Annotated in this window: 24 protein-coding genes; 16 read left to right on the plus strand and 8 right to left on the minus strand. The window is 45.7% G+C overall.

Annotated elements, in window-relative coordinates:
• Window position 1 precedes the first annotated feature (1 nt).
• The 5 genes from ACXAH6_RS10220 to ACXAH6_RS10240 all read left to right on the plus strand — a co-directional run bounded on the left by ACXAH6_RS10220 (window position 2) and on the right by ACXAH6_RS10240 (window position 4422).
• Window positions 2–1009, plus strand: coding sequence for an NADP-dependent oxidoreductase (locus ACXAH6_RS10220; protein ID WP_474876563.1), 1008 nt, complete (start codon window positions 2–4; stop codon window positions 1007–1009).
• Window positions 1006–1776, plus strand: coding sequence for an SDR family NAD(P)-dependent oxidoreductase (locus ACXAH6_RS10225; protein ID WP_474876564.1), 771 nt, complete (start codon window positions 1006–1008; stop codon window positions 1774–1776). Before ACXAH6_RS10220 ends, ACXAH6_RS10225 begins: the two co-directional genes overlap by 4 nt.
• Before the next feature lie 13 nt (window positions 1777–1789).
• The gene (locus tag ACXAH6_RS10230) at window positions 1790–2554 is read left to right on the plus strand and encodes an SDR family oxidoreductase (protein WP_474876565.1); all 765 of its coding nucleotides are present in this window, start codon (window positions 1790–1792) and stop codon (window positions 2552–2554) included.
• 28 nt (window positions 2555–2582) lie between these two features.
• Window positions 2583–3029, plus strand: coding sequence for a YaiI/YqxD family protein (locus ACXAH6_RS10235; RefSeq protein WP_474876566.1), 447 nt, complete (start codon window positions 2583–2585; stop codon window positions 3027–3029).
• A 244-nt stretch (window positions 3030–3273) separates the two neighbouring features.
• Window positions 3274–4422 carry a response regulator gene (locus tag ACXAH6_RS10240; protein ID WP_474876567.1) on the plus strand — a complete coding sequence of 383 codons (1149 nt, stop codon included), beginning with the start codon at window positions 3274–3276 and terminating at the stop codon, window positions 4420–4422.
• A gap of 50 nt (window positions 4423–4472) precedes the next feature.
• On the opposite strand, the gene ACXAH6_RS10245 is transcribed toward ACXAH6_RS10240, so the two are convergent.
• Both ACXAH6_RS10245 and ACXAH6_RS10250 read right to left on the minus strand, forming a co-directional pair.
• Complete coding sequence (locus ACXAH6_RS10245) at window positions 4473–5663, minus strand: amino acid aminotransferase (RefSeq protein WP_474876568.1); 1191 nt, start codon at window positions 5661–5663, stop codon at window positions 4473–4475.
• Between the two features lie 222 nt (window positions 5664–5885).
• Window positions 5886–6650, minus strand: coding sequence for an NRDE family protein (locus ACXAH6_RS10250; protein WP_474876569.1), 765 nt, complete (start codon window positions 6648–6650; stop codon window positions 5886–5888).
• A gap of 211 nt (window positions 6651–6861) precedes the next feature.
• Here ACXAH6_RS10250 and ACXAH6_RS10255 point away from each other — a divergent pair, with 211 nt between their 5' ends.
• Window positions 6862–8127 (plus strand): cystathionine gamma-synthase family protein, encoded by a 1266-nt coding sequence (locus ACXAH6_RS10255; protein WP_474876570.1) that lies wholly within the window; start codon window positions 6862–6864, stop codon window positions 8125–8127.
• A 355-nt stretch (window positions 8128–8482) separates the two neighbouring features.
• Window positions 8483–9085, plus strand: coding sequence for an FMN-dependent NADH-azoreductase (locus ACXAH6_RS10260; RefSeq protein WP_474876571.1), 603 nt, complete (start codon window positions 8483–8485; stop codon window positions 9083–9085).
• Between the two features lie 403 nt (window positions 9086–9488).
• On the opposite strand, the gene ACXAH6_RS10265 is transcribed toward ACXAH6_RS10260, so the two are convergent.
• The gene (locus ACXAH6_RS10265) at window positions 9489–10037 is read right to left on the minus strand and encodes a glutathione peroxidase (RefSeq protein ID WP_474876572.1); all 549 of its coding nucleotides are present in this window, start codon (window positions 10035–10037) and stop codon (window positions 9489–9491) included.
• A gap of 258 nt (window positions 10038–10295) precedes the next feature.
• On the opposite strand from ACXAH6_RS10265, the gene ACXAH6_RS10270 reads away from it, so the two are divergent.
• The gene (locus ACXAH6_RS10270; protein ID WP_474876573.1) at window positions 10296–12794 is read left to right on the plus strand and encodes a S9 family peptidase; all 2499 of its coding nucleotides are present in this window, start codon (window positions 10296–10298) and stop codon (window positions 12792–12794) included.
• Window positions 12795–12868: 74 nt separating this feature from the next.
• Here ACXAH6_RS10270 and rrtA read toward each other — a convergent pair whose 3' ends face one another.
• The gene (gene rrtA / locus ACXAH6_RS10275) at window positions 12869–13459 is read right to left on the minus strand and encodes a rhombosortase (RefSeq protein WP_474876574.1); all 591 of its coding nucleotides are present in this window, start codon (window positions 13457–13459) and stop codon (window positions 12869–12871) included.
• 92 nt (window positions 13460–13551) lie between these two features.
• Between rrtA and ACXAH6_RS10280 the strand changes: the two genes are divergently transcribed.
• The 3 genes from ACXAH6_RS10280 (at window position 13552) to ACXAH6_RS10290 (ending at window position 17549) form a co-directional block, all read left to right on the plus strand.
• Window positions 13552–14316 (plus strand): enoyl-CoA hydratase, encoded by a 765-nt coding sequence (locus ACXAH6_RS10280; RefSeq protein WP_474876575.1) that lies wholly within the window; start codon window positions 13552–13554, stop codon window positions 14314–14316.
• 87 nt (window positions 14317–14403) lie between these two features.
• Entirely contained in the window at window positions 14404–16101 is a 1698-nt protein-coding gene (ggt, locus tag ACXAH6_RS10285) for a gamma-glutamyltransferase (protein WP_474876591.1), read from the plus strand.
• A gap of 281 nt (window positions 16102–16382) precedes the next feature.
• Window positions 16383–17549, plus strand: coding sequence for a hypothetical protein (locus ACXAH6_RS10290; protein WP_474876576.1), 1167 nt, complete (start codon window positions 16383–16385; stop codon window positions 17547–17549).
• A 43-nt stretch (window positions 17550–17592) separates the two neighbouring features.
• On the opposite strand, the gene ACXAH6_RS10295 is transcribed toward ACXAH6_RS10290, so the two are convergent.
• Both ACXAH6_RS10295 and cysK read right to left on the minus strand, forming a co-directional pair.
• Window positions 17593–18093 carry a hypothetical protein gene (locus ACXAH6_RS10295; RefSeq protein ID WP_474876577.1) on the minus strand — a complete coding sequence of 167 codons (501 nt, stop codon included), beginning with the start codon at window positions 18091–18093 and terminating at the stop codon, window positions 17593–17595.
• A gap of 91 nt (window positions 18094–18184) precedes the next feature.
• Window positions 18185–19150 carry a cysteine synthase A gene (gene cysK / locus ACXAH6_RS10300; RefSeq protein ID WP_474876578.1) on the minus strand — a complete coding sequence of 322 codons (966 nt, stop codon included), beginning with the start codon at window positions 19148–19150 and terminating at the stop codon, window positions 18185–18187.
• Window positions 19151–19342: 192 nt separating this feature from the next.
• Between cysK and ACXAH6_RS10305 the strand changes: the two genes are divergently transcribed.
• The 5 genes from ACXAH6_RS10305 to ACXAH6_RS10325 all read left to right on the plus strand — a co-directional run bounded on the left by ACXAH6_RS10305 (window position 19343) and on the right by ACXAH6_RS10325 (window position 24004).
• Window positions 19343–20179 (plus strand): AAA family ATPase, encoded by an 837-nt coding sequence (locus tag ACXAH6_RS10305; protein ID WP_474876579.1) that lies wholly within the window; start codon window positions 19343–19345, stop codon window positions 20177–20179.
• Window positions 20179–21375, plus strand: coding sequence for a vWA domain-containing protein (locus ACXAH6_RS10310; protein WP_474876580.1), 1197 nt, complete (start codon window positions 20179–20181; stop codon window positions 21373–21375). Before ACXAH6_RS10305 ends, ACXAH6_RS10310 begins: the two co-directional genes overlap by 1 nt.
• 74 nt (window positions 21376–21449) lie before the next feature.
• On the plus strand, window positions 21450–22679 hold the full coding sequence (locus tag ACXAH6_RS10315) for an RDD family protein (protein WP_474876581.1): 1230 nt from the start codon (window positions 21450–21452) through the stop codon (window positions 22677–22679).
• Complete coding sequence (locus tag ACXAH6_RS10320) at window positions 22676–23278, plus strand: nucleotidyltransferase family protein (RefSeq protein WP_474876582.1); 603 nt, start codon at window positions 22676–22678, stop codon at window positions 23276–23278. Before ACXAH6_RS10315 ends, ACXAH6_RS10320 begins: the two co-directional genes overlap by 4 nt.
• Window positions 23279–23329: 51 nt before the next feature.
• Entirely contained in the window at window positions 23330–24004 is a 675-nt protein-coding gene (locus tag ACXAH6_RS10325; RefSeq protein ID WP_474876583.1) for a rhomboid family intramembrane serine protease, read from the plus strand.
• Here ACXAH6_RS10325 and ACXAH6_RS10330 read toward each other — a convergent pair.
• Together ACXAH6_RS10330 and moeA are read right to left on the minus strand one after the other, a co-directional pair.
• A complete protein-coding gene (locus ACXAH6_RS10330; RefSeq protein ID WP_474876592.1) occupies window positions 23983–25362 on the minus strand; it encodes an MATE family efflux transporter in 1380 nt (459 codons plus the stop codon). The two genes, ACXAH6_RS10325 and ACXAH6_RS10330, sit on opposite strands and share 22 nt — an antisense overlap.
• Window positions 25363–25421: 59 nt before the next feature.
• Window positions 25422–26642, minus strand: a complete 1221-nt coding sequence (moeA, locus tag ACXAH6_RS10335) for a molybdopterin molybdotransferase MoeA (protein WP_474876584.1) — start codon at window positions 26640–26642, stop codon at window positions 25422–25424.
• Window positions 26643–26874 lie beyond the last annotated feature (232 nt).

Consider the following 26874-nt stretch of genomic DNA (forward strand, 5'->3'; position numbering starts at 1 on the left):
TATGAAAAATCAACAATGGCGCTTGGCGTCTCGTCCTTTCGGCGAACCAACAAAAGACAATTGGACCTTTACTGAGGAAGCGCTTCCGGCGTTGACGGGTAATCAGCTAAAAGTAAAAGTTAAGTTTATCTCACTCGATCCGGCCATGCGAGGTTGGATGAATGACGGTAAATCTTATATTGAACCAGTGCAACTTGGCGATGTAATGCGCGCTGGCGCGGTGGGTGAGGTGATTGAGTCGACCGCCGAGGGCTTTAATGTGGGTGATCATGTTTATGGCAGTTTTGGCGTGCAATCTCATGCTGTCGTAGACGCTGCAGGTATTCATAAAGTCGACCCGTCGTTGGCGCCATTGCCCCGTTATTTAGGCGTATTGGGCATGCCGGGTATGACGGCGTATTTTGGCTTGCTGAATACTGGATTACCCAAAGCAGGGGAAACCGTTGTGGTTTCTGGGGCTGCGGGTGCTGTTGGGACCGTAGTTGGGCAGATCGCAAAGATCAAAGGTTGCCGCGTGGTAGGTATTGCAGGTGGTAAAGAAAAATGTGATTACCTAACTGACGAGCTGGGTTTTGATGCCGCAGTAGATTACAAAGCTGATGATTTGAAAAAAGCGTTGAAAGCGGCTTGTCCAAGCGGCATCGACGTTTATTTTGATAATGTCGGTGGAGATATTCTCGATACGGTATTAACCCAAATTAACTTCAAAGCGCGCATTGTTATTTGTGGCGCAATCAGCCAGTACAATAATACCAGCGCGGTAAAAGGGCCGTCTAACTATCTCTCATTGCTGGTTAACCGCGCAAGAATGGAAGGTATTGTTGTCTTCGACAATATTAAAAATTACGGCCATGCCGCACGCGAAATGGCCTCCTGGATCGGTGAAGGTAAACTCAAAGCGAAAGAGCATGTGGTAAAAGGGCTCGATACATTCCCCGATACACTAATGATGCTGTTCAAAGGTGAAAACTTTGGCAAGTTGGTGATTGAAGTGGAGCATGAATTATGAGTAATACACCCGTGGCAGACGTAGCAGGAAAACATGTTTTGATCACAGGAGGCGCTTCGGGGATTGGCGCTGCTTCTGCAAAAATACTGGCGTCGCGTGGCGCTCTAGTGGGGGTTGCAGATAAACACCTTTCTCAAGCGCAGGAGCTGGTGGCGTTAATACAAGAGCAAGGTGGAAACGCGTATGCATGTGAAGTGGATGTAAGCCAAAAAGACAGTGTGGCTGCAATGTTTGCCCATGCCACGCAACAAGGCCCGATTCATGTTGTATTGAATAATGCCGGTATTGATCATACGCCAGCACCTATGCATGAAGTGAGCGATGAAGCATTTGCGCAAAACCTCGCCGTGAACTTGTCTGGTGTATGGTTTTGTATGAAGCAAGCGCTTCCAATGATGTTGCAACAGGGATTCGGCCAGATGATCAATATTGCTTCTGTAGCAGGTTTGCGCTCAGCGCCTACTTTGTCTGCTTATAGTGCGGCGAAGCACGGTGTTGTGGGGCTAACGAAAACAGCAGCCGTTGAATATGCGCGATATAACATTCGTATTAATGCTGTTTGCCCAAGCTTTATCAATACACCAATGGTGCAAAATACACTGGCTAAACTCGATGAGCGCGGTCAAAAAGCCATTGTGGCGGCTAATCCCATGCGCCGTTTAGGTGAGGCCGAGGAAATCGGTTACGCCATTGCATGGCTATGCAGCGAAGAATCTCGATTTATGACAGGCCAAAGCGTTGTGTTAGACGGCGGCATGTTGGCATAAGGAAAATAAAACCATGAACAAAAACTTATTTGATTTAACCGGGAAAGTCGCTTTAGTAACTGGGGCAAGTCGAGGTATTGGTGAAGCGATTGCGACTTTATTGGCTCAATATGGCGCGACGGTGATCGTATCGAGCCGAAAAATTGATGGGTGTAATGCGGTGGCGGAAAAAATCACCGCTGCAGGTGGTAAAGCGGTGGCGCATGCCTGTCATGTTGGCGACATGAATCAGATCACAGAAACCTTCGACTTCATTAAACAAGAATACGGCAAGTTAGATATCTTGGTAAATAACGCTGCCGCTAACCCGTATTACGGGCATATTCTCGACACCGATTTAGGTGCATACGAAAAAACCGTAGACGTTAACGTGCGTGGATACTTTTTTATGTCAGTTGAAGCAGGCAAGATCATGAAAGCGCAGGGCGGGGGCGTGATCTTAAATACGGCTTCTGTTAATGGTATTCGACCCGGAGACAAACAAGGTATTTACTCCATCACTAAAGCAGCGGTGATCAGCATGACGCAGTCGTTCGCGAAAGAGTGTGGGTGCTACAACATTCGTGTGAATGCTTTACTACCCGGGTTAACCGATACCAAGTTTGCATCAGCATTAACCTCTAACGACAAAGTGTTGAACATGGCGTTGACGCAAATTCCGCTAGGTCGGGTTGCGCAACCAGAGGAGATGGCCGGCACTGTGTTGTATTTGGTGTCAGATGCGTCATCTTATACAACGGGAACGACAGTAATTGTGGATGGTGGTATGCTAGCGTAATCAATACAAGATTATCGACAGCTATTCTATGCACATATGGGTTGATGGCGACGCCTGTCCGCAGGTGATTCGCCAAATTATTTTTCGCGCGTCAGAACGTACTGGCGTGCCCACGACAATTGTCGCTAACCATGCGATCCCCGTCCCGCCAACAAAACACATTCAATGTTTGCAAGTAAGCAAAGGTTTTGACGAGGCCGACAACGAAATTGTGAAGCGTTGTAACGAGCATGACATTGTAATAACGGCTGATATTCCCCTAGCCGCAGATGTTATCGATAAAAAAGCCCATGCTATTAGCCCTCGTGGCGAGGAGTTCACTAAAAGTGATATCCGCCAAAAGCTAAACATGCGCGACTTCATGGATACCATGCGCAGCAGTGGTGTACAAATGAGCGGTGGGCCTGCGCCTATGTCTCAACGAGATAAACAGCAATTTGCAAATGCGCTAGACCGCTTACTTGCCCAGCGATAATACCAGCACATCACTTAGTTCTCTTTGTTAATAGTGGCTAAAACACCAAACGAGCACCTTAGCTGTTTTAGCCAAAATCGCTTCAAAATTCCGTCACACTTCACAAAATTAAAACATCTCAAGCACTGTTTAAAAATTGTCCTATACTCAAGCGTGTAAGGTCTGTCGGGTTATTGCGTTTTGGGAGGGGAACGTCAAGAGCACGCCGACATACCGCATGTTTACCCAAAAAGGAGATAAGGCGATGAATCTTTTAATCGTAGAGCCTGATGATTCGCAAGCGGAAGTATATCGAATAGCACTTGAGGACAAGTACCAAGTGCAGCGAGTTAAAAATTTTGAAGAAGCCGTGCATTTAAACGCGCATACCGACTACCACCTCGTTATATGTGAGTGGAAAATTGAGGGTATGACCGCGTCTTGCATGGTAAAGCCCAAAACCGAGGATAGGGTGTATAGTTTGCCAATCGTGATGGTGGTTTCGGAAGATAACAGAGATCATACCATGGCAGAAGCGTTTAAAAACGGCATTTCGTATTACTATGCCAAACCCTACAATGTGTTCCCATTTGTCGAAAACCTCAACAGTTTGCGCTGTCAATTGCAAATAATGGAGCAAATGGGGAGTGACAAAGCTGATATTCAACAAACCACCACCACCGCTATAAGCCAAGCTGCCATATACGGTGTAGGTATGGAAATTATTGCCTCAGCGTGTAAAGCCAATACGAAGCGTGATATTGCAAAGCGAATTTTACAGTCTTTGAGGTTACACGGTGTGCATGCGGCGTTGTGTTTTCATGTCGATGATGACGAAATAGAAACCTTTGATACTGATTTAACCCCTTGCGATCCCACTACCGTAAAAGTGTTTAGTCTGTTGAAAGACAAAGGCCGAATTTATTGGTTTGGACGTCGGTTAATGCTCAATGACGAGTCGGTATCTTTGTTAGTAAAAAACGTGGCCGGTGACGACAAAATGCTTTACGACGCGATTTTGGATATGGGAGCGAAGCTCATCCCAGCCTTAGAGACGCGCGTTCAAACCTTAAAACAACAAGATACATTGTTAACGACTCAAGCCGATGTACATACGTTGCTGGGTAAGCTGCATACCATGTTATTAAATTCTCAGCATGAGAAAGTACGCATTATTGATGCCGTGTGCGAGGCAATAGGAGAGAGTTTTCACAAACTTGCCATGACCGAGGAACAAGAAGCATTTTTTGTGAACTTGATAGACAAAGAGTTGCAGAGCAAAGTTGAGAATAACGACTTGGTTGAAATAAGCGAGCTGGTGCAGGAAATTTCAGCGAGATTACTTGAGCAAAACTTATCGTTTTCAGCCCAGGACGATACAGAAGACCAGCAGTTAAGTGTGGAGCTGTTCTAAAAAGAAAAAGGCGAGCTTTAGCTCGCCTGTCTTTGATGTTTTAGCTATGCCTACAAAACAGACACTAAAGCCTTAGCAAGTGCATCGACGTTTTTCAGGCTAATTCCAGCAACGTTAACACGGCTAGAATCAACAAAGTATACGCTGTGTTCTGCACGTACTTTTTGTACTTGTTCAGGGGTAATACACAAGAACGAGAACATGCCTTTTTGGTCGTTTACAAAGCTAAAGTCGCGTTGTGCGCCGTTTTCAGCCAGTTTGTCAACCAACAGTGAGCGTAGGTTACGCATGCGATCACGCATTTCGTTCACTTCGCCAACCCATTCGGCTTTCAATTCAGCATCGTTTAAGATGATGTCTACAAGCGCACCGCCGTAGCTAGGTGGCATAGAGTAAATACCACGGGCCACTGATTGAATTTGCGCTTGTGCAATATCACGTGTTTGTGAGGTTTCGGTAATAATTGCGGCCAAACCTACACGTTCGCGGTATAGACCAAAGTTCTTGCTGCAAGAAGCGGCGATGATCACTTCTGGTAGGTTTTCAACCAACAAGCGAACACCGTAAGCGTCTTCTTCTAGGCCATCACCAAAACCTTGGTAAGCGATATCGACGAACGGTAAGAATTCACGTTCTTTTGCTACTTCCAATACGGCGTCCCATTGTGCATTGGTTAAGTCAGCACCTGTTGGGTTGTGACAGCAGCCGTGGAAAAGCACTACATCACCTTTTTCGATTTGACGGAGTGTGTCCATCATTTCGTCGAATTTAATGCTTGCTGTCTCTTTATCGAAATAGGGGTATTTCTTAATTTCAAGACCCGCGCTGCCAATCAATGGAATGTGGTTTGCCCAAGTTGGGTCGCTTACCCAGACCGTTTTGCCTTCGCCACAGCGCTTCAACAACTCAGCTTGGATACGCAGTGCGCCACAACCGCCAGGTGCTTGAACCGCAGCAACGCGGTTAGCCAATACAACTGGGCTGGCTTCGCCTAAAATGAGCGACAACATGCCGTCAATAAAGCCAGGCACACCTTGTGGAGTAATATAAGTTTTAGAGGTTTCACGCTCAAGAAGAATATGCTGAGCTTTTGCGACAGACGTTAGAATAGGGGTATTACCTTCTTCGTCTTTATATACACCCACACCTAAATCAATTTTATTCGGGTTAGTGTCCTGCTTAAAAGCAGCGGAAAGGCCTAGGATTGGATCTGGTGCCAATTGAGGTAAAACTTCAAACACGATATGTCCTCGGAAAGTTGCAGATTGAGTAAGTTCACTGGAATAAACCAGAATCGAAAATCAGGTATCATACCTGTCGAAGGATCGAAACGTTTATGGTTTTCGGCTTATTGCTTTCCTTGCTCACCGCAGTACATAGAACCGTACTATTTATTGTCTAAATTACCTTCTACTGCGCCGCATTATGCCATTTAAATCAGAAATATGAATAGCTGATCGTGGTTATTTTTTATCAAAATGCCATTGGTAGTCCAATTGCTGTGTGACTTCACCGGATTTGTCATAAATTTGTTCGTGCCAGTGTGCTACACCTTGGTGGTCAATCAGTAACACGGTGGACGAACGGGTGCCGTATTCTTCACTTTGAATGAAGATAGACGATAAACGTTTTTCCCAATCGTAAGGCACGCCAGTGCGAGGTAAAGCCGTGTCCTCTGCTTGTTCATGATTGCGAAGAACCGCAAATAACGCATCGGGCAGGCCAAGATTTGGTTGTTGCAGCGCGTGATGGAAAAGTTGTTTTCCCAAGGTAACCTTGGGCCAAGGTGTGTTCAGTCTGTCATTCGACAAACCGTGGATACCCGTTGATAGCGCAGAAGGTTGTTTTATTTCATTGTTAAACCAGTACAACTGCTGCCAATGGCCGTAGAGCAAATTGAATCCGTCAAACCTTTCTGCTTGTTGCACGAGTTTGTCGGGAAATTCCGTCGGGTTAGCGAGGTATTGTGTGACAATGTGCCCGCGACTGATTGCGTTGGCTGGTGGTGTAATCTTGTTTCTAATATTGGTAAGAGCGGCAATATACCCATGTTGCTGAACCCCCATCCAACTGCCGCCAGCTTCTAAATCCTTACCGGCTAAAATCGTGGGGGAGGTGTCCCAATAAGAGGTTGGGGCAGTAGGGCGTTGATGAAACTCATCACGATTAGCAGCAATGACCAATGGAAATTGCGGATGAATTTGATTGCCAACAAAAATAATACACATTATGACAGCTAGTTATACGTATTGAGCTCGTTTTTACAGTATCATAGTGTTAATGCAAATTGCTAACTGGCTGTTGCAACGGCCAATTCGAGTTAACCTTAGCGTTCATCGCGTAACTAGGCGTGTTGAGCAATCTCCCGTCATTGTGCTGTGAATTTATGCTAACGTTAACGCCCGCGAAATTTAAATAAGATGTAATGGAGCCAATTGCGTGACTAAACATGGCTTAACCACCCGCCAAGTCCATGCCGATAGAAAATTAAATAAGCCTGAGCATGGGGCTGTTCACAGCAGCACAACCAATTCTGTGTTGTTTGAATTTGAAGATGCCCAAGGCATTATCGATGTATTCCAAGGTAAAAAGTTGGGCCATGTTTATGGGCGCTCATCTTCTTCCTCTGCAGCGGCCCTGCAAAATATGCTGAATGACCTTGAAGGTGGCGTTGGAGCCGTGTGCTTTGCTACTGGAATGGCGGCGATCAGCAGTGGTTTATTGGCTTTGTTCAAATCAGGCGACCATATCATTGTCAGTCAGTATTTGTTTGGTAACACTCGTAGCTTGATGGATACGCTGCAAGATCTTGGTATTGAAGTCTCTTTTGTCGACGTTACCAACATTGAATCTGTTATCAACGCATATCAAGACAACACCAAAGGCGTATTCACCGAAATCGTTGCAAACCCAGTAACACAAGTGGCTGATATGGTTGCGATTAGTCAGTTTTGTGATGAAAAATCATTGCTCCTGATGGTAGACAATACCATGACACCGCAGCCAATTTTTGATGCCAAAGCGTATGGCGCTGGTTTAGTGTTTAATTCGCTCACGAAGTATATTTCTGGTCACGGCAATGTATTGGGCGGCGTAGTGGTTGATACGGGCCATTACGACTGGACTCACTTTGTGAATATTAAGCCTAACTATCAGGTTGCAGATAAAAGCCAGTGGGGGCTAACCCAAATTAAGAAAAAAGGCTTACGCGATATGGGCGCAACGCTCACACCGTCAGCGGCTCATGATATTGCCATTGGTATGGAAACCTTAGCCATGCGCTTGGAGCGTAGCAATGTAAATGCATTAAAGCTCGCAAGCTTTTTACACGGTCACCCGAATGTAAAACAAGTGTTCTATCCTGGCTTGGCTGATCACCCGCAACATTTTATTGCACGTGAAATGCTGAACGATGGATACGGTGCCATTCTCAGCGTAGACCTAATGCCTGGAATTGACCCAAGAGCCTTTCTCAATGCCCTGGAATTGGTGATATGTGCCACACACCTTGGCGACAACCGTACCCTTGCGCTGCCGGTCGCACCGACTATTTTTTATGAAAATGGCCCTGAGGAAAGAGCGCGTATGGGAATTAGCGATACCCTCATTCGTGTGTCGGTTGGTATAGAAGACACAGACGACCTAGTGGCCGATTTTGAACAGGCACTCAACCAGTTTTCGTTACCAGAGTCGCCGATAGAATAACGAAGTACTATGTGATCCCCGTGTAAATAATTCAAATTTGTGCGGGCATCATTGTAAAATGAGTGTTATGCTCGTTTTCGCAAGGAGCGTTTTGTCCCTTTTTCCATTGTCGTGTCTTCGTAATTGTGTTTTGGCAAACTCGGTTAAGCCATTGCAGTGCGAGGGTCACGCTTCTTGCGTTACAGTGGTGGTAAAATCCTTTCCTAATGTTATCTCTCTTGTTTATTCTAAAAAATAGAACACCCAGCGCTATTTTTACTTATTTTAATCCTTGTTTTTCGTCCATATAATCTAATTATACCCAGTGCAGCAAATTTCAGAATGCTGCAATGTTTCGTCATATTGGAGAATGGTTATGAAAAAGGTTTTAGTGATTCAATCTAGCTTGCAGCACGAAAATGGTAACTCAACAAAGTTAACCAACACTTACATTGATGCGCTAAATCAGAAGGGCGATGTGGAAGTGGTTGTACGTAACATTGCGCAAGACGATTTACCGCATTTAACAGGCGAAGAAATGGGTGCGTGGATGACTGCACCTGAAGATCGCGACGAAAAGCAACAAGCATTGGCTGCAATTTCTGACAATTTGGTTGAAGAAGTAAAAGCGGCTGATGAAATTGTACTTGGTGTGCCTATGTATAACTTTGGTATTCCTTCTATCCTTAAAGCGTGGATTGACCGTGTAGCTCGTGCTGGCGTGACTTTCCGCTACACCGAGAATGGTCCTCAAGGTTTGTTGGATTCTGCGAAGAAAGTGGTGGTGTTAGGTGCACGTGGTGGAATTTATCAGGGTACTGAGTACGATACACAAAGTTTATACCTGACTCATTTCTTTAATTTTGTTGGCTTAACAGACGTTAATTTCGTTTACGCAGAAGGACTTTCTATGGGCGAAGAAGCCGCTGAAAAATCTTTTTCTGCAGCAAATGAAAAAATTATTGAACTAATCGGATAACGCAGAGACTAACTCTATGCAGTTAGCAAAAACGTAAGACGGATTTCCAAGGTTTGCCTTACGTAGCTGCTAAAGTGTGTTCCAAGTTGAGTGTGCTTGATTGCCCCGCCTTTTAGGCGGGGCTTTTTTATGTGTTGCGTTCAAGCAATAAGCCACTGTATCGGCATTAGATTTTTATATCTATTAAACTAAAGTTTAATTTTCTTCTATATCGGTGGCATTACTGCAGATAAAGAGAAAAGGGCGTGTCGATATTAGCCCAATCAAAACTTGGTAACTGTAGGTTCGCACGGCTGCGAATTACCCAATAAGTTTGTTGTGATCCATAATCAATACACAATAAAAACGGCGATAACCAAAAGGTAAATCGCCGTTATCGAATCCTTGTAAAGTAGAAAACAGCTTATTCCATTGCTAGTGCTGCTTCAACGTCATTGCGTAACTCTTCGTCAGTGGGCTTCACGCGACTGCCGTAGTGTTTAACAATGTTGCCATGCTTATCTACTAAATACTTGTTGAAGTTCCAACTTGGTTCTTCACCGGTTGCTCTGGCGAGAATGCGATAAAGCGGGTCTGCATCATCGCCTTTCACATGAGTAGGTTCGAACATAGGGAATTTTACCCCGTAGGTCAGTTCGCACAATTCAGCCGTTTTGCCTTCGTCTTTCGCTTCTTGATTAAAATCGTGGGAAGGGAAGCCAAGGATGGCGAAGTCTTTGTCTTTAAATTCCGCATACATGGCTTCTAAGCCTTCAAATTGTGGTGTGAACCCACAATAGCTCGCCGTATTCACGATGAGTAAGGTTTTACCTTGGAATTCGCTACACATATTCACCAATTCTTGAGAATTGAGTTTACGTTTTACAAACTTAAGTACTGTTGGGCAGGAGTCTGCAGCAAAAGAACTTGAAGCAAATACCGTTAATGCCGCTGCGAGTAGCACTTTTTTCATGTTGTCTTCCTAAACGTTGTCGTTGATGTCGCAGCAACATTGGCTGCGAATATTTTTACCGTGTCGTGAATATAGACCGAACTAGTCTCAATTGTATTGCAAGAATAATTTGCGCGTCTATAAAGCCAATAGCCAAATTTTCGGTAAATAGATCAATTTGCAAGATGATTCGCAGAGGAATAGAGACGAAGTTTGACTGCCATGTGTAATCAAATCGTATAATAACCCTGCCTTTCAATAAAAAAGCAGCAAAATATAATGAAGAAATTATCCACACTCTATGTGGTTGGTGCGATGACAGGAATGTTGTCGGCTTGTGCATCTACAACCACAACAACGACAGACGTTGATGCAGCATCGAATGTAGTGGCACCTCAAACCGTTGCCGCCGTTATCAAACCCGCTATCCCAGAAACGGGTGATCAAAGCCAAACGATTACCTTAGAACAAATTATGTCTGATCCAGACTGGTTGGGTCGAGCGGCGACAAGCCCTGGTTGGTCACTCGATTCATCTGCTATCGTGTTTGAGCGCAAACAAGCGGGCAGTGTGGTGAATGATGTATTCACGGCTCCCCTTAACGATGCGACTAACAACAAAAAACTCAGTGATGCAGAGCGCCACCTATATCGCTTTGATGAAAAAGTACAAAGTGCTGACGGCCAATACCTAGCCTGGCGTTTTGAAGATAGCGTGTTTGTACGTATGCCCAACGGCGACGTAGTACAACTGACACGGGGCGGTGCAAACTTACGTAATTTGCGCTTTATGGTAGATAACCGTTTGATGGCACAAAGCGACAGCAAAATTGTGGCTATCGACCTTAACAATGGTCAGCGGGAAGAATTACTCAGTTGGAAATTTGCTGATAAACCTGAACCAGTAAAAGCCCCCAAAGATTATATTTCAGCGGAACAAATCTCGCTGATTAAATACATTCAAGTACAGCGTAAAAACAGCCAAGACAGAGCCGACGACAAAGCGGAATTAGCCAGTGCAAGCCCCGCGGTTGCGCCAGAAGCGATTTATTTCAATAAAGGCGACCGCTTGGTAGCCGCGCAAGTGAGCCCAGACGGTGAGCATGCGATTGTTGTTACTACTGCGAATAAAGGCTGGCGTGATGACAGCGACATTATGCCGCACTATATTCAGGAAGATGCTCGTATAGCGAGTAAACAAGTACGCCGCCGCGTAGCAGATGCAGAGCCTGAAAACCAAACAGTGTGGTTAGTGGACTTAAAAACAGGTGCAAAGCATGAGTTGTCTTATGTTTCTTTGCCTGGCTACAACGAAGATGTATTGGCGTCGGTAAAAGCTGAAAACGCCAAAGCCAAAGGCGAAAGCTACACCGTTAATCGTTTACCGAGAGCGATTGGCTTACTGGAAAGCTGGTACTGGTCTAACCCTTCGATTCGTTGGCATCAAGACGGCAAACAAGTTGCCTTGATGTTGGAAGCGTGGGATAACAAAGATCGTTGGATCGCCACTGTAGATTTTGACAAGCATGCTTTGGTTAATCAACACCGCTTGCACGACGATGCATGGGTTAACTACGCGTTTAACCAATTTGGCTGGTTGCACAACAGTGAAACCTTGTTCTTCCAATCGGAACAAACAGGTTACAGCCATTTGTATTTGCTAACGCCGGGTGAAAAGCCACGTGCGTTAACCTCAGGCAAGTATGTGGTTGATGACATCACAGTGACTGACGATGATCAGTACGTGTATTTCAAGGCTAACAAAAAGCATCCAGGTATTTACGAGATATATCGCGTAAACACCGCTACTGGTGAACATGAAGCCATGACCGATCTCAACGGCATGACAGATTACGTATTGAGCCCTGATGAATCTCAGCTTTTGCTTACTCATAGCAGTGTGACGCGTCCGCCTGAGCTATTTGTAAAAGCGGCCAACGTGGCCGATAAGCCAGCGCAAGTGACCGAGTTTGTCAGCCAAGAATACTTGTCTATGCCTTGGACAACACCTCAAATTGTGGCTATTCCTTCAAGCCATACGTCTGAGCCGATTTATGCCCGTGTTTATTTGCCTAAAAACTACGCCCAAGGTGAAGCGCGCCGCGCCGTAGTGTTTAACCACGGGGCTGGGTATTTGCAAAACTCTCACCTGGGTTGGTCAGGTTACTTCCGCGAGTACATGTTCCATAGCATGTTAGCCCAACAGGGCTATGTAGTACTCGATATGGACTACCGAGCTTCAAAAGGTTACGGCCGTGATTGGCGTACCGCAATTTATCGCCAAATGGGTACACCTGAAGTCCAAGATCTTCAAGACGGTGTAAACTGGCTGGTGGATAACGCAAATGTGGATCGTGAACGCATTGGTACATACGGTGGTTCTTACGGCGGTTTCTTAACCTTTATGTCGTTGTTTACTGCGCCAGATTTGTTCCAAGCGGGTGCTGCATTACGTCCTGTCTCTGACTGGGCACATTACAACACGGGTTATACAGCAAACATTTTGAATACACCGAATGTTGACCCCATTGCTTATCGTCGTAGCTCACCAATTTATTTCGCCGAAGGGCTAAAAAAGCAATTGTTGATCAACGCCCCTATGGTAGATAACAACGTATTCTTCCAAGACTCGGTAAGGTTGGTGCAGCGCTTGATAGAACTGGAAAACCCTAATTTTGAAACGGCGATCTATCCCGTTGAGCCACATGGTTTTGTTCAACCAAGTTCGTGGTTAGATGAATACCGTCGTATCTACAAGTTGTTTGAAACAAACTTGTAATTACGCTTAATTAGCAAAAAGCCCTGAATATTCAGGGCTTTTTTGTGTTCGCTAACCATTGGAGTATGTGAGGATTAGCGTTTCTTCAAACTTCCCAGCCACATCCCCAAAAACATAATTATACCGCAGAGCGCACCGTATAGATGGGCGTCTACCGCGACATTTGCATTAATCAGGTCTGATACAGCCTGACTACTGCCATAAAGCTGTTCGTAAGCCACTTTGGCCACTACGCCAATCAGTAATAACCAACCCGATTTTAAACCTTTATTGATATCCATACAGGCACCCCAAATAAAGATACCGTGCAAAGCCCCAGATAAGCCGGCATACCAAACGAGATTTGGTGAGAAAAAGTAAATACCGATGCTGGTGCCAAAGGCGCACCAAACAAATAACCGTATGAATAACCAAAATCGATAGTGGTCACCGTGCAGTGCCCACAGTAATGCCAAACCTGATGCATTGAGTACTAAGTGCATACCATTGGTATGAACGATATTGCCGGTAATAAGTCGCCACGTTTCAAAACCTTCTAATAGGTTTCGGTCATAGGCCAGCCACTCGCTGGCAGCAGGCTCAAAAAAATACGCCACAATGGCTATAACTAACACGAGTAATGGGCCAGCACTGTGCTGAGGTTTGTACGGCAGTGTAATTATCATTGATTCTTATTGTTGATCTTGTATTTAGCTCGGTATGATAACGAAAAACCGACATCAAGGCCTTAGTCCTTGAGATAAAAAGAGGAATTTGTATGAGCAATATCACCCTACAGCAACAGCCTGGCATGCTCACGATTTGCATCGACCGTGCTGATAAAAAAAATGCCCTGACTCGTACTATGTATCAGGCCATGGCCGATGCAATAGAAGCCGCACAACAAGATAAAACGTGCAAAGTCATTGTGATCAAGGGCAATGGCGGTGTTTTTACCGCAGGCAATGACATTTCAGACTTCGCTAGTCGAGGAGAAAACGAACACGTAGTCGAAACGGTAAACTTCATGCGCGCGTTGGCCGATTGCAAATTACCCGTGATAGCACAAGTTTCTGGGCTAGCCATTGGCATAGGTACAACCTTGTTATTGCAGTGTGATTTTGTGTATTGTGCTGATAACACTAAATTTGCATTGCCTTTCATTAATTTAGGTTTGGTGCCTGAGTATGCGTCTAGTTACTTATTACCGAGATTAATTGGGCGACGAAAGGCATCTGAGCTGTTAATGTTAGGAGAAACCTTCTCGGCCCAAGACGCGTTAAACTTCCAACTCGTAAATAAAGTGGTGCCAGAAGCACAATTAGACGCAACCGTTGAAGAAGTTGCGAAAAAGCTGGTTGAAAAGCCTGCCTTCGCCTTATTGCAAACCAAGGCATTGATGAGCAATGAGAACAAGGCAATCCATGATCAAATGAACATGGAAATGGATATTTTCCTAGAAGCACTGGGCACAGAAGCCGCGAAAGAGGCCTTTGATGCATTTCTGCACAAACGACCTCTTAATCCAGAAAAATTCAAATAAAAGGAAATACACACCTTGCACTCGAAAGTTTCACTTAAATCTTGTGTGATAGCAGGGCTTTGCACACTGTTTGTTTCTCTTCCTGTTATGTCTCAGGCGGCCAAGCCGCGCGAAGCCGGGGAGCCGGAGGCGGCCACGGGCTATCAAGAGAAAAAAGCGTACAAAACGAAAGACTATATGGTGGTAGCCGCTAACCCTTATGCCTCGTGGGCGGGTAAAAACGTGATCGAAAAAGGCGGTAGCGCTATCGATGCGGCCATTGCTATTCAAGCCATGCTTACGCTCGTCGAACCGCAATCTTCAGGCATTGGCGGCGGTGCTTTCATTTTGTATTGGGACAACGAGCGCAAGGTGTTAGAAACCTATGACGGCCGCGAAATGGCCCCAGCTAAGGTGAATGCGTATTGGTTTATGGAATACGGCAAACCCATGAAGTGGATTGATGCCGTTGTTGGGGGTAAATCAGTGGGTGTACCTGGGGCACTTAAAGCCCTAGAACAAGCGCACGAAGAACACGGTACCTTACCTTGGAATAGTCTGTTTGTTGATGCAATTGATAAAGCAGAAAACGGGTTCGAAGTATCGCCCCGTATGGCAAAACTGGTCGCCGCCGCCGACAAATATCACAAGGGCCTACGCCAGTTCAGCGGCAGTGCTACCTATTTCTTTCCTGCGGGTATTCCGGTAAAAGCCGGTACTATCAAGAAAAACAAACCTCTTGCCAAAACACTGACGCAAATTGCGGCCCAAGGCAGTGATTATCTGTACAAAGGTGAGCTAGCGCAGAAGATTGCTGAGACCGTACAAAACGCGCCGATTAATCCAGGGGCACTAACAGCCGACGATCTTGCCAATTACCACGTGATTAAGCGCCAGCCCGTGTGTGGCCGTTACCACGACAAATCTATTTGTGGTATGGCACCACCAAGTTCTGGTGGGATCAACGTATTTCAATTGCTGAAATTATTGGAAGACCAACCGCTTAGCAAAATGAAGCCAGACAGTGTCGAGTTCATTAATGTGTACACTCAAGCGAGCGCGTTAACTTACGCTGATCGCGAAAAGTACATCGGTGATTCAGACTTCACAAACTTGCCCTTTGCCGCGTTGATTAATGAAGGTTACTTAGCTCGACGTGCCGAAAGTATTGACGTAAACAAACCGTGGAAACGGGCTAGGGCAGGTGAACCCTATGCAAGCGCCAAAATAACCGTAGGGGATTCTCTCGAACAGCCCAATACCAGCCATATTTCAATTGTGGACAAGCAAGGCAACGCTGTGTCGATGACCACCAGTATTGAGTTTATGTTTGGATCTGGCTTAATGGTCGATGGCTTCTTGCTGAATAACCAGCTTACTGATTTCTCTTTTAACCCGTCTGAAGGTGGCCATCCAGTGCCAAACCGCGTTGAACCTCACAAACGCCCACGCAGCGCCATGAGCCCCACTATGGTGTTTGATAAAGACGGTGATCTGGAAGTCGTTGTGGGTTCACCAGGCGGTAGCCGCATCATCAGCTATGTGGCACAAACCCTGATCGGCGTGCTGGATATGGGGTTAAATATTCAAGAGGCGATTAACTTGCCGAAAATCACTAACCGCAATGACTACACGGCCCTTGAAAAAGGTACGCCCCTAGAGAGCTTACAGGAGCCACTAGAAGCGTTAGGCCATAAAGTGCAAGTGATAGACTTAAATAGTGGCTTGCACGGGATTCAAGTGACCAAAGATGGCTACATTGGCGGCGCTGATCCTCGACGTGAAGGCGTTGCCGTTGGGCAATAAGCTTTGAGTTAAATCTATCAACTCAGGTTAAGTAAAAGGTGGCGTATGCCGCCTTTTTTGTTTAAGAAGCGTCGATGTTATGATGGAACCAAAGATCATGAGGTTAACGTTTATATTATTACGTCACTATTTGTCGCTGGCGACTGGGAATTCGTAGCTTACATTTTAACTCTATGATCTTAATAGATTTAGCTACCGTTTTTGTCCTCTTGTTGTATTGTGATGAGAATTATTTTTGCTTATGCTCGTTGTTGTAATCCCAATGAAAAGGAGTTTATTAAATGGGTTTCAAAAGACGATTTGGCTACTCACTACTTATTTTTTGCTCAAGCAGTGTGCCGGTGGCTGCAGAGGTTCTAGACACATATGTGTGTCAAAGCTGTACTGATAATGCAGCACGTGACCTTGCGAAAGCCAAGTTTGATCAGTCAACGTGTAATGTGGTCAAAACAGGAGAAGGAGCCGCTAATGTTACTGAGTCGCTAACGCGTTGCGATGTTAAGAATAAAGACCTTGTGATACTTGATCCTGCGAAAAAGAAAGTTAGAAAATATCGGGCTTCAGCATCCTATCCTCATCCAAATCATAAAACGGTTCGTGTAAGCCCAGTTGGCGTTTCTTCTGACGAACTCTCGACCGCCGAAATCTTTTTTGATTTCTACGACGAAGTTATGACTGCAACAAATGACGGTATCTTAGTTTTGAGTGTCGATGACTTTTTATCTGCACAAGGAATTAGTGTGCCAAACTATTCTGCATCTTCCTCAAGTAATAACGCTGATCCACGTACCTGTACTGTCGTGAGTACGTATATGAGAGATGCTGATTCGCAAGTGAGCGCTCAGAAGTATATTAAAACGGAATTAGCCTCTCGTTTGCGTGGAGTCAATCCTAACGATACCGGTGAAAATAATAATGCTACGTCAGGTTTAAGGGTAAAGGGCTCTCAGGGAGACGTATCCTTCAACATTGAATGGGATAACGAGCAAATGCCCTATGTTGTGGCTGTTGGAGAAGGTGACAATTTCTTAATGTTTGATCTTGGTTTTACAGGTGTCGTGAGCAGAGGAAATGTTACCGGCACTAACATTGATCTCTCATTGAAAGATCGCTTATCAAAGGTAGATGGGATCAGATTTAGTGCGGTGTTTCGTGAGAATGGAACGCTAGATGATTCAAAATTCTCCTCTACAGAAGATAAACAATGTTTAAGGAAATTAGTTGAAGGTATCGCGGACCGTGCCCCTTGGGGCACATACATTGGTGACGGTATGGAATCTTCCAATGAAGTGACCATGCACACTAGAAATGGTCATTTATATTGTGCCCAAACGGTCAGTTACAAAGCATGTTCGTTAGACTCAGATGGAGACGGGTGTACAAACTCAATATACCGTTTTCCTGTAGTTTGCCCCAAGGAAAACAGCCAAATAAAACCTGCTCCTTAATCGTTTTAAGCGATCAACATTTCCAACATGAGTGTTGGTCGCTCTACATAAACGGATCAGTATAAATTTTCGATACCTTCCAATCACCATCTTCTCGCACTAACTCCACGCTGCGCAAATCTTCGATTTTGTCGTCGCCATAATAGCCTGAGAAGAAGAGGGAGATGGTGGAGCGTTCTGAATACTCATTTCTGCCCACACTGGTGGAGCCTTGCGGTGTTACCGTGACTTTGTCGTATTTGAGGTTGAGTAGGTGGCGCTGTACGTTGCGGTTGGTGTGATAACGCTCAAGAATACGGGCTAAGCGGCTAGTGCTGAGGCTAATTGCCACGTCGATATTGTCATCTTCGTACACGCTACGCATAAACGTCACGGCGGTATATTCTGGCGAGCCTTTGTCTAACATGCCGTAGCGGCCAAGGCCTGGCTCTTCGTCTTTTTTACAGCCGGTGGTAAAGAGTGCAACAAAGCACACAAGAAAGAAAAATTTGGTAATGTTCGTTGAATACATTTTGTGCATCGTTGCTACTAATAAACGAAACACATTGTAACCTAAGGCGAATACAAAAATACAGGTACAAAAAAGCGGGCCTTAGCCCGCTCTTGATTCAATATTTTCTAATGATTGGTGCGAATTACTGCACTTCTTCTTGGTCAGAAAATTCGCCAGCAAACATTGGGCTGCTCAAGTAACGCTCTGTACCAGAGGCGAGTAGTACAACCACAATTTTGTCTTTGTTCTCTGGGCGTTCAGCATAACGCTTAGCGGCAACAACAGCTGCACCTGAAGAAATACCCGCTAAGATACCTTCTTCTTTTAATAGGCGGTGGGCCATTTCAATGCTGTCTTCGTTAGACACTTGTTCAACTTCGTCAACAATGTCTAAGTCCAAGTTGCCAGGAATGAAGCCTGCGCCGATACCTTGAATTTTGTGAGGCCCAGGAGTGAGTTCTTCACCCGCTTTTGCTTGTGTGATCACAGGAGAATCTGTTGGCTCTACGGCAACCGACGTAATCGCTTTACCTTGAGTGTTTTTCAGGTAGCGGCTAACACCGGTAATGGTACCACCTGTACCAACGCCAGCGACGAACGCATCCACTTTGCCATCAGTTGCTTCCCAAATTTCAGGGCCTGTGGTCTTTTCGTGGATTTCTGGGTTTGCAGGGTTGTCGAACTGTTGCAGCAATACGTATTTGTCTGGATCAGACGCAACAATTTCTTGTGCTGCGGCAACGGCACCTTTCATACCTTTTGGCGCTTCAGTCAATACAAGGTTTGCGCCCAATGCTTTAAGTAACTTACGACGCTCTAAGCTCATGCTGCTAGGCATGGTTAGGGTTAATTTATAGCCGCGAGATGCTGCTACGAACGCAAGTGCAATACCCGTGTTACCACTAGTTGGCTCAACGAGTTCTTTGCCCGGAGCGAGTACGCCACGTTTTTCTGCGTCCCAAATCATGTTTGCGCCAATACGGCACTTAACGCTGAAGCTAGGGTTACGCGATTCGATTTTCGCGTAAACATTACCACCTGTTACGCGGTTGAGTTTAACAAGCGGCGTATTGCCGATAGAAAGCGAGTTGTCGTCAAATACTTGCATTTTTGTTCCTTTCTTTTGAGATAACCCAGATGTTAGGCAAGTACGTACATTACCATTGATAATTACGTATTCATAACACTCATTGGGTAAACCGAGTTTACCCCTATATCATTGTGGCGAAGTGGAAAATTGCAAAGTGATTTTCGCTATATGTTATGGTTATTTATAAAATAAGACCTGTAGAGAGAAATTATGGCCTTTAATGGAACGGCGAATTACATCGCCAGTAAAGAGTTACAGTTGGCGGTAAATGCTGCCATCACCCTCGAACGCCCACTATTGATCAAGGGAGAGCCGGGAACGGGGAAAACCTTGCTAGCGGAAGAACTGGCAGCAAGCTTGAATACTGATCTCATTGCATGGCATATAAAATCGACCACTAAAGCTCAGCAGGGGTTGTACGAATATGACGCAGTTTCTCGTTTGCGCGACTCTCAATTGGGTGATGAACGTGTACACGACATTCATAATTACATTATCAAGGGCAAAATGTGGCAGTCGTTTGAATCTGAAAAGCGCCCCGTACTGCTGATTGATGAAATTGACAAAGCCGACATCGAGTTTCCCAACGATTTGCTCCTTGAGTTAGATAAGATGGAGTTTTTTGTTTACGAAACGCGCGAGCGAATTGTGGCTAAACAGCGCCCAATTGTTATCATCACGTCGAACAATGAAAAAGAACTGCCAGATGCATTTTTACGTCGTTGTTTTTTCCATTACATTCAATTCCCCAAGCCTGATGAAATGCGCGAAATCGTGGATGTGCATTTCCCCAATTTGAAAAAGCAATTGCTTGATGAAGCGCTCAATGCGTTTTTTAACTTACGTGACGTGCCCGGGCTGAAGAAAAAGCCATCCACTTCTGAGCTGATTGACTGGATCAAGTTATTGGTGGCAGAAGATATTCCGCCAGAAGCGCTACACAGCAAAGACGGCAAAACCTCCATTCCGCCGCTATATGGTGCGTTATTGAAAAACGAACAAGATATTCATTTATTTGAAAAACTCATGTTTATGGCGCGTCGCTAATGTTGATTGATTTCTTTTTCACTCTGAGAAAATACCGAGTGAAAACCAGTTTACGAGAGCTTTTGGATTTATTAAAAGCACTGGAAAGCCACGTAGTGTATGGCGATATGGAGGGGTTTTATTACCTCTCTCGTACAGTGCTTGTAAAAGACGAAACCCAATTCGATAAGTTTGACAGGGCGTTTGCGGAATATTTTGATGGGGTATCGTCCCTCGAATTATTCGATAAAGAAATCCCTGAAGAATGGTTGCGTAAGATGGTGGAGAAAACCCTGTCTGAAGAAGAGCGCGCGCAGCTTAAAAAGCTTGGTGGCTTAGAAGAACTTATGAAAACCTTACGTGAACGTTTGGCCGAACAGGAAAAGCGTCACCAAGGGGGAAACAAGTGGGTCGGTACAGGCGGCACGTCGCCCTTTGGCGCTTATGGTGATCATCCTGAAGGCGTAAGAATAGGGCAAGATGGCAATCGCCGTTTCTCCGCTGCCAAGGTGTGGGACAAGCGCGAGTTTAAGAATTTAGACAGCCAAGTAGAACTGGGCACGCGCAATATCAAAATGGCATTGCGAAAACTACGCAAGTTCGCGCGCACCGGTGCCAGTGAAGAATTAGACATGAATGCCACCATTGGCGAAACCGCGAAAAAAGGCGGTATGTTAGATATCCATATGGCGCCAGAGCGACACAATGCAATAAAAATACTGATGTTTTTTGATGTGGGTGGGTCGATGGACCCATACATTAAAAACGTTGAAACTCTGTTTTCTGCGGTACACAGTGAATTTAAATACCTTGAGTACTTTTACTTTCACAATTGTGTGTATGAGAGCGTGTGGCGAGACAATCAACGTCGAGACCGAGAAACCCTCGACGTGTGGGATATCATCCATCGCTATGGCAGCGACTACAAAGTGATTTTTGTGGGCGATGCGACCATGGGGCCTTATGAAATTACTTATCCAGGTGGCAGTGTGGAACACTGGAATGAAGAGCCTGGGGCTACGTGGATGGAGCGTATTACGTCACATTTCTCCCATTGCATCTGGCTCAACCCGCAACCGAAAGACTACTGGCCTTATTATTCTTCAGTGAAAGTGATGAAAGAACTGATGGCGGATCGCATGTATCCGTTAACGGTTGAAGGCCTTGATGAAGGGATAGGGTGTTTAAGTCGAAACGGTGTGGCGAGTAAATTCTAGTCTAATCTAGAGTAGGCAATCGTAAATAATCATCGTACAATCATGGGCATAGAGTTCCGACAAGGACGTGCCCAATGACCTCTACACTTAATAAAAACAACCCCGAAGCGTTCGACGATCTGACGGCGCAAGAAACCCGTGATATCGTCACGCCCTATGCTTTTGAAGTCTCGCAAGATTTATTAGGGCAAAAGCTCGCAACCCCAATGCGCCGTTTAATTGCACAAGGCATCGATTTACTCTTTGTGGTGCTGTTGAGTTCGTCTAGCCCATTAATATTAGGCCTGTTTGTTGGCATTACGTTTTGGAAAGCGGGGAGTAACCTCGCGGGTAAACCGGGGCGTTATCGCACAACCCGACTGCTTCGCCTATCGGCAGCGATTATCCTTTTTGCCATGACATATGGTTTAGTCAACGTATACAACCACAATGAAGTACCAGAAGTGCAATCTGATCGCACTGAAGTCAGTATTAAACAAGCTATTTCGGCAATGGTGTTGTGGCAATGTGAGAAAGACTTAAATTGCTTACAACGCAAGTCGCAATCTTTCGGTGAAAACATGGGTGAAACCAGTATGACCCGCCAAGATTTGGTCGAAGAAGTTAACGGGATCTTATCTGATCTCGATATTGATGAATCGGATAAAGCGGGAATAGAGGCCGCAGCACTGACGGCGTTTGATGCCTACAGAGCGTCACAACCTCAAAACGAAACGGCGCAAGAAACAACACAGGATGAGGCGCTAGAGGGAGAAGATGAGGCGCAATCAGCTGATAATCAAACAGTCGAATCTAAAGCACCAAGCGAAGAAAAGGCTCCCTACTTACCAAAAGCAATGGATTTTGATGTAGACGACAAACCCGAACCGGGTATTTTAAGTTGGATTAACGCGATTATCAGCGATCTAGGCCTGGGGTTTGGTTGGGCCGCCTTGTATTACAGTGTGTTCACCGCTTGGTGGAAAGGGCATACGCCCGGTAAACGTATTATGCGCATTAAAGTGTTGAAGCTAGATGGGACTAGTACCAATTTATGGGAAAGTTTTGGTCGATATGGTGGATATGGCGCAGGTATCGCCACTGGATTATTGGGGTTCTTACAAGTGTTTTGGGACCCGAACCGTCAGGCAATTCAAGACAAAATTGCAGAAACCCTGGTTATCGACGAGCGTGATATTAGTTTTAAACCTTCACTAGATGGCCGCCGTAGTTCGCTGACTACCTCCGCAAACCAAGCGAAAAACGATAATTCGTCTTTGGAAAGTACAGCTAACGGAAAACGCGAAGAGGAACAAACGGCGTGAATCTGGCCATTGTGGTGTTAGCCGCTGGTGCCGCGAGTCGATATGGCGGCAATAAGCTCATGGCTGAGCACCCCATTTGTAAACAGCCACTGTTGCATCATGTACTCCGTGAGTATGGGCAGATAAACGCAGAGGAATATTGGGTTGTATCAGGCGCCCATGACATCACTATGCCTAAAGATACACAGTGGCAAGTGTTGGCGAATGAGCGGTGGCAAAATGGCATGAGTGGCTCAATTCAATTAGCAATCAGCGAACTGTCATCTGCTACTACCCATGTGTTAATCGGGCTTGGTGATCAAGCGCTAATCCAGCATAATGAAATTGCTGCACTGGTTCAGTCTGCGCAACAACATCCTGACTGTGTGTGCGTGAGTACAAAGCAAAAAACACGAGGAAAGAGTTACGGGCCGCCGGTAATTTTCCCGCGCAGTGACTTTGCGGATTTATTAAAATTGACTGGAGATAAAGGCGCGGGCGGACTAATTAAAACCGTTGCAACGTGTGAGCCTGAACGCCTTATTCCTGTGAACTTGCCGCAGGCGTTCGTCGATATCGACACCCCAGAAGACTGGCAACAGGTGAAAAATATCCGCTAGCCAATTGGCTTTCACTTGGCTTTTTCTTACACGACCCACATATCTATGGGTATGAAAACATCTTCTTCTGCTTACCAGTTTGTTCCATCGCTTGTTCCCAGTGTGATAGGGGTACTTGCGTTATGGCTGATCCAATCTTTGGGCGTACTGTACGACCTACCACTCAACTTATTGGGTGTGTTGCCTCGCGATATCTGGCATATCTATGGCGTTGTCACAGCGCCTCTGGTTCACGGCTCATACGAGCACTTATTTAATAACACCTTGCCGCTTATTATACTCGGTACCATGGTGCATTACGGGTACCCAAATTCCAGAGGTAAGGTACTGGTAATAGTGTGGTTAATGTCGGGCCTAGGTACTTGGTTGTGGGGCCGTGATGCGGTGCATCTTGGCGCTAGCGGCGTGAGTCATGGCTTGTTTTTCTTTGTGTTTGTGGTGGCAATACTACGCAGAGACAACCGCTCAGTGGTACTGATGATGATCGCCTTTTTTATGTATGGCGGTATGGTAATGTCGATATTCCCGCGTGACGCCACCATTAGCTACGAAGCCCATTTCTTTGGCGCATTAGGCGGTGTTATTAGTGCATTTTTATACTGGAAACGCGACCCTAAACCCGCACCAAAAGTGTATAGCTGGGAGAATGAAACCGACGATCAGGAAGACCCAATCATCGGTGATCTATGGCAACAGCAGCCTAATCAAGACAACGTTGAGCGATAATACTGTTGTTTCAGGCGTCGCTTAATTACCAGAAGGCGTGTTCCTAGCATTACCGCAGCGCTACTTAAACCGACAATAAAACCAATCCAAAAGCCAGCAGCGGCTAAAGGCTCGGGGGTTAACCAATCGGTTCTACCTAAAATAAGCCCTGTAGGTAAGCCTATTAGCCAATAAGCACAAAAGGTAATCACGAACATGGCCGTAGTGTCTTTGTAGCCTCTTAGGGCGTTTGCAGAGATAACCTGAATAGCGTCGGAAAATTGAAATGCAGCGGCGAAGAAAAGTAGGTATGTGGCAATATCAAACACCGCTTTTTCATCGGTATACAGGCCAATGATGTACGCCTTGGCAAGCACAGTAAAACTCGCCGTACCAACAGCTACTACTAAGCCCACAACAATGGCGCTTTTTACCGCAATAGCGGCTTGTTCATAACGCTGCTGACCAATGCGATAACCCACACGGATCGCCACCGACATGCCCAAACTCATGGGGAACATGAACATCAAAGCAGAGAAGTTCAATGCCACCTGATGGGCTGCAACCATAGTGGCACCAAAAGGCGCGAGCATGAGTGCGACTACAGCGAATAGGGTCACCTCAAACAGAATAGTCATGGCAATGGGCAAGCCGAGGGTCAAGGTTGCCCACATTTGTTGCAGATTGGGCTGGTAGAAATGACCAAACAAGTCGTATTTACGCAGGCGAGGGGCAAACTTAACGTACACGATAGTGGCGAACAGCATGGCGTAAATCACCAAGGCAGTGGCAATACCACAACCCGCGCCACCAAATTCTGGAATACCAAAGGCACCGTAAATAAAAATGTAGTTGGCAATAATGTTTACGCCCAGACCAATCACAGTGATCACCATGCTGGGTTTGGTGTTACCTAAGCCTTCGCAATAGTTTCTCAGCCATTGATACAGTGCAAAGCCTGGCATGGCGAACAGAATATAGGTTACATAGTCTGTGGTAATACTGGCTAGTTCTGCTTCCATCGGGAAAACCGCCACGATATTACCTGCAAAAGGCGCTAGCGCCATAGGTATTAGGCTGACAGCGAGTAACAAATAGCCAGCTTGTTGGGAGTCGTTGGCCACTTGCTGGCTTTCGCCAGAGCCATGCAAGCGAGAAATTATCGGCGGTAAGGCTAGGGCTACACCCTGTAAAAAACTCATCAGTGGTACTGTAATACTAAAACCCAGTGCGACAGCGGCCATATCAGTCGCACTGTATCTGCCCGCCATAATGGTATCACTCACACCCATCATCATCTGAGTGAGCTGGGCAATCAGTAGGGGCCATGCGAGTTTAATGAGCTGCTTCGTTTCCAAGGCAAAACGCTTGGAAAACATGCCATTTTTCAAAATTGTGTCCTTAATTTTTACTGCCAACAAGGCGTGAAATGCGGTTTTTATCGCTGAAAAGGTTGAATCACCACAGGGTTACCTGCGTGTATCTCACTCACATCAGCGTCGAGTACCAAGTAGCAGTTTGCTTGGGCTACAGAGGTCATTACGCCTGAACTTTGTTTGTTTAATGGTGTTACGCGTAACTGGTTTTCTTGGTCTAAATGCCACTGGGCGCGTAAGAATTCTTTTCTGCCGGCTCGTCGCTTAATGTGATGAGTTAATATCGCAGGTACGCTGAGATGCTGCTGTACTTGTGGCCCAGTTTCCCCCTGCAAATAGCGCAATACTGGCATCACAATTTGTTCCGTGGTGACGTAAGCAGAAACGGGGTTACCGGGCACGCCGGTAAATAAGGCGTTGCCAATTCGACCACAGGCAAAGGGTTTACCTGGCTTAATCGCAACCTTCCAAAAATCCACTTGCCCAAGCTTAGCGAGGGCGGCTTTTACAAAATCTGCTTCACCCACACTTACACCACCACTTGACACTACGAGGTCGCAGCGTTCACTGGCTTGTTGTAACGTATCTGTAATGGTGCTGAGGTCGTCTTTGACGATACCAAAATCGACTATGTCTACATTCAGTGCCTGTATTAGGGCTTTTAAGCCACTGCGATTAGACTCAAAAATTTGGCCATCACCACAGGTTTGTCCAGGCGCTACTAATTCATCGCCCGTTGCCAAAACGCCAACGGTGACTTTACGGTAAACAGGAAGCTCAGCAATACCAATTGAGGCCAGTAACATAATATGGGCAGCGGTAATGCGTGTACCTTGAGCAATCACTACGTCACCTTGTGAGATGTCACTGCCTTTTAGTCGAATGTTGTCACCTTGTGTGATTGATTTCGTTAGAGTCACACTGTGCTCATCGGCTTGGGTGTTTTCTTGCATAGTCACCGCGTAGGCATTTTTCGGCACGGGTGCCCCGGTCATAATACGTAAGCTTTGACCATTTATCACATCATCAGGGATGGGGTCGCCAGCGAACACTTTACCCGCAATTGCGAGGGTGTCACCTTGCGAATGGTGAGAGTCAGGCAATACATACCCATCCATTGCAGAATTGTCCCAAGGTGGCACGTTCACTGGAGAGGTGATTTCATTTGCGCATACACGTCCTACTGCACAATCAAGGGATACGGTTTCACTCTCGGTGACTGGAGAAGCTAAATCAAATGCTTGAGCGATAGCAATTTCGAGAGGTAACCAAGATGAAGACATGACAGGTACGCGATGAGTGAATATAAAGTGACGGCGATTATTGCCTAAATTGACCATTTTTCCAATGGGATGAACAAATTAAACCCACCCAATAAACACAAAAAGCCCAGCGCGAGCTGGGCTCAGACTGTTGAAAAAGCCCTAGACGAAAGTCTGGGGCTTTGATCTAATAGGCATAGTGAAATTCGGAGTGTTCACCATGCTAACCCCAAAATCCCCACAACAATACGAG

This window comes from Alteromonas sp. ABE4_545, assembly GCF_056161325.1.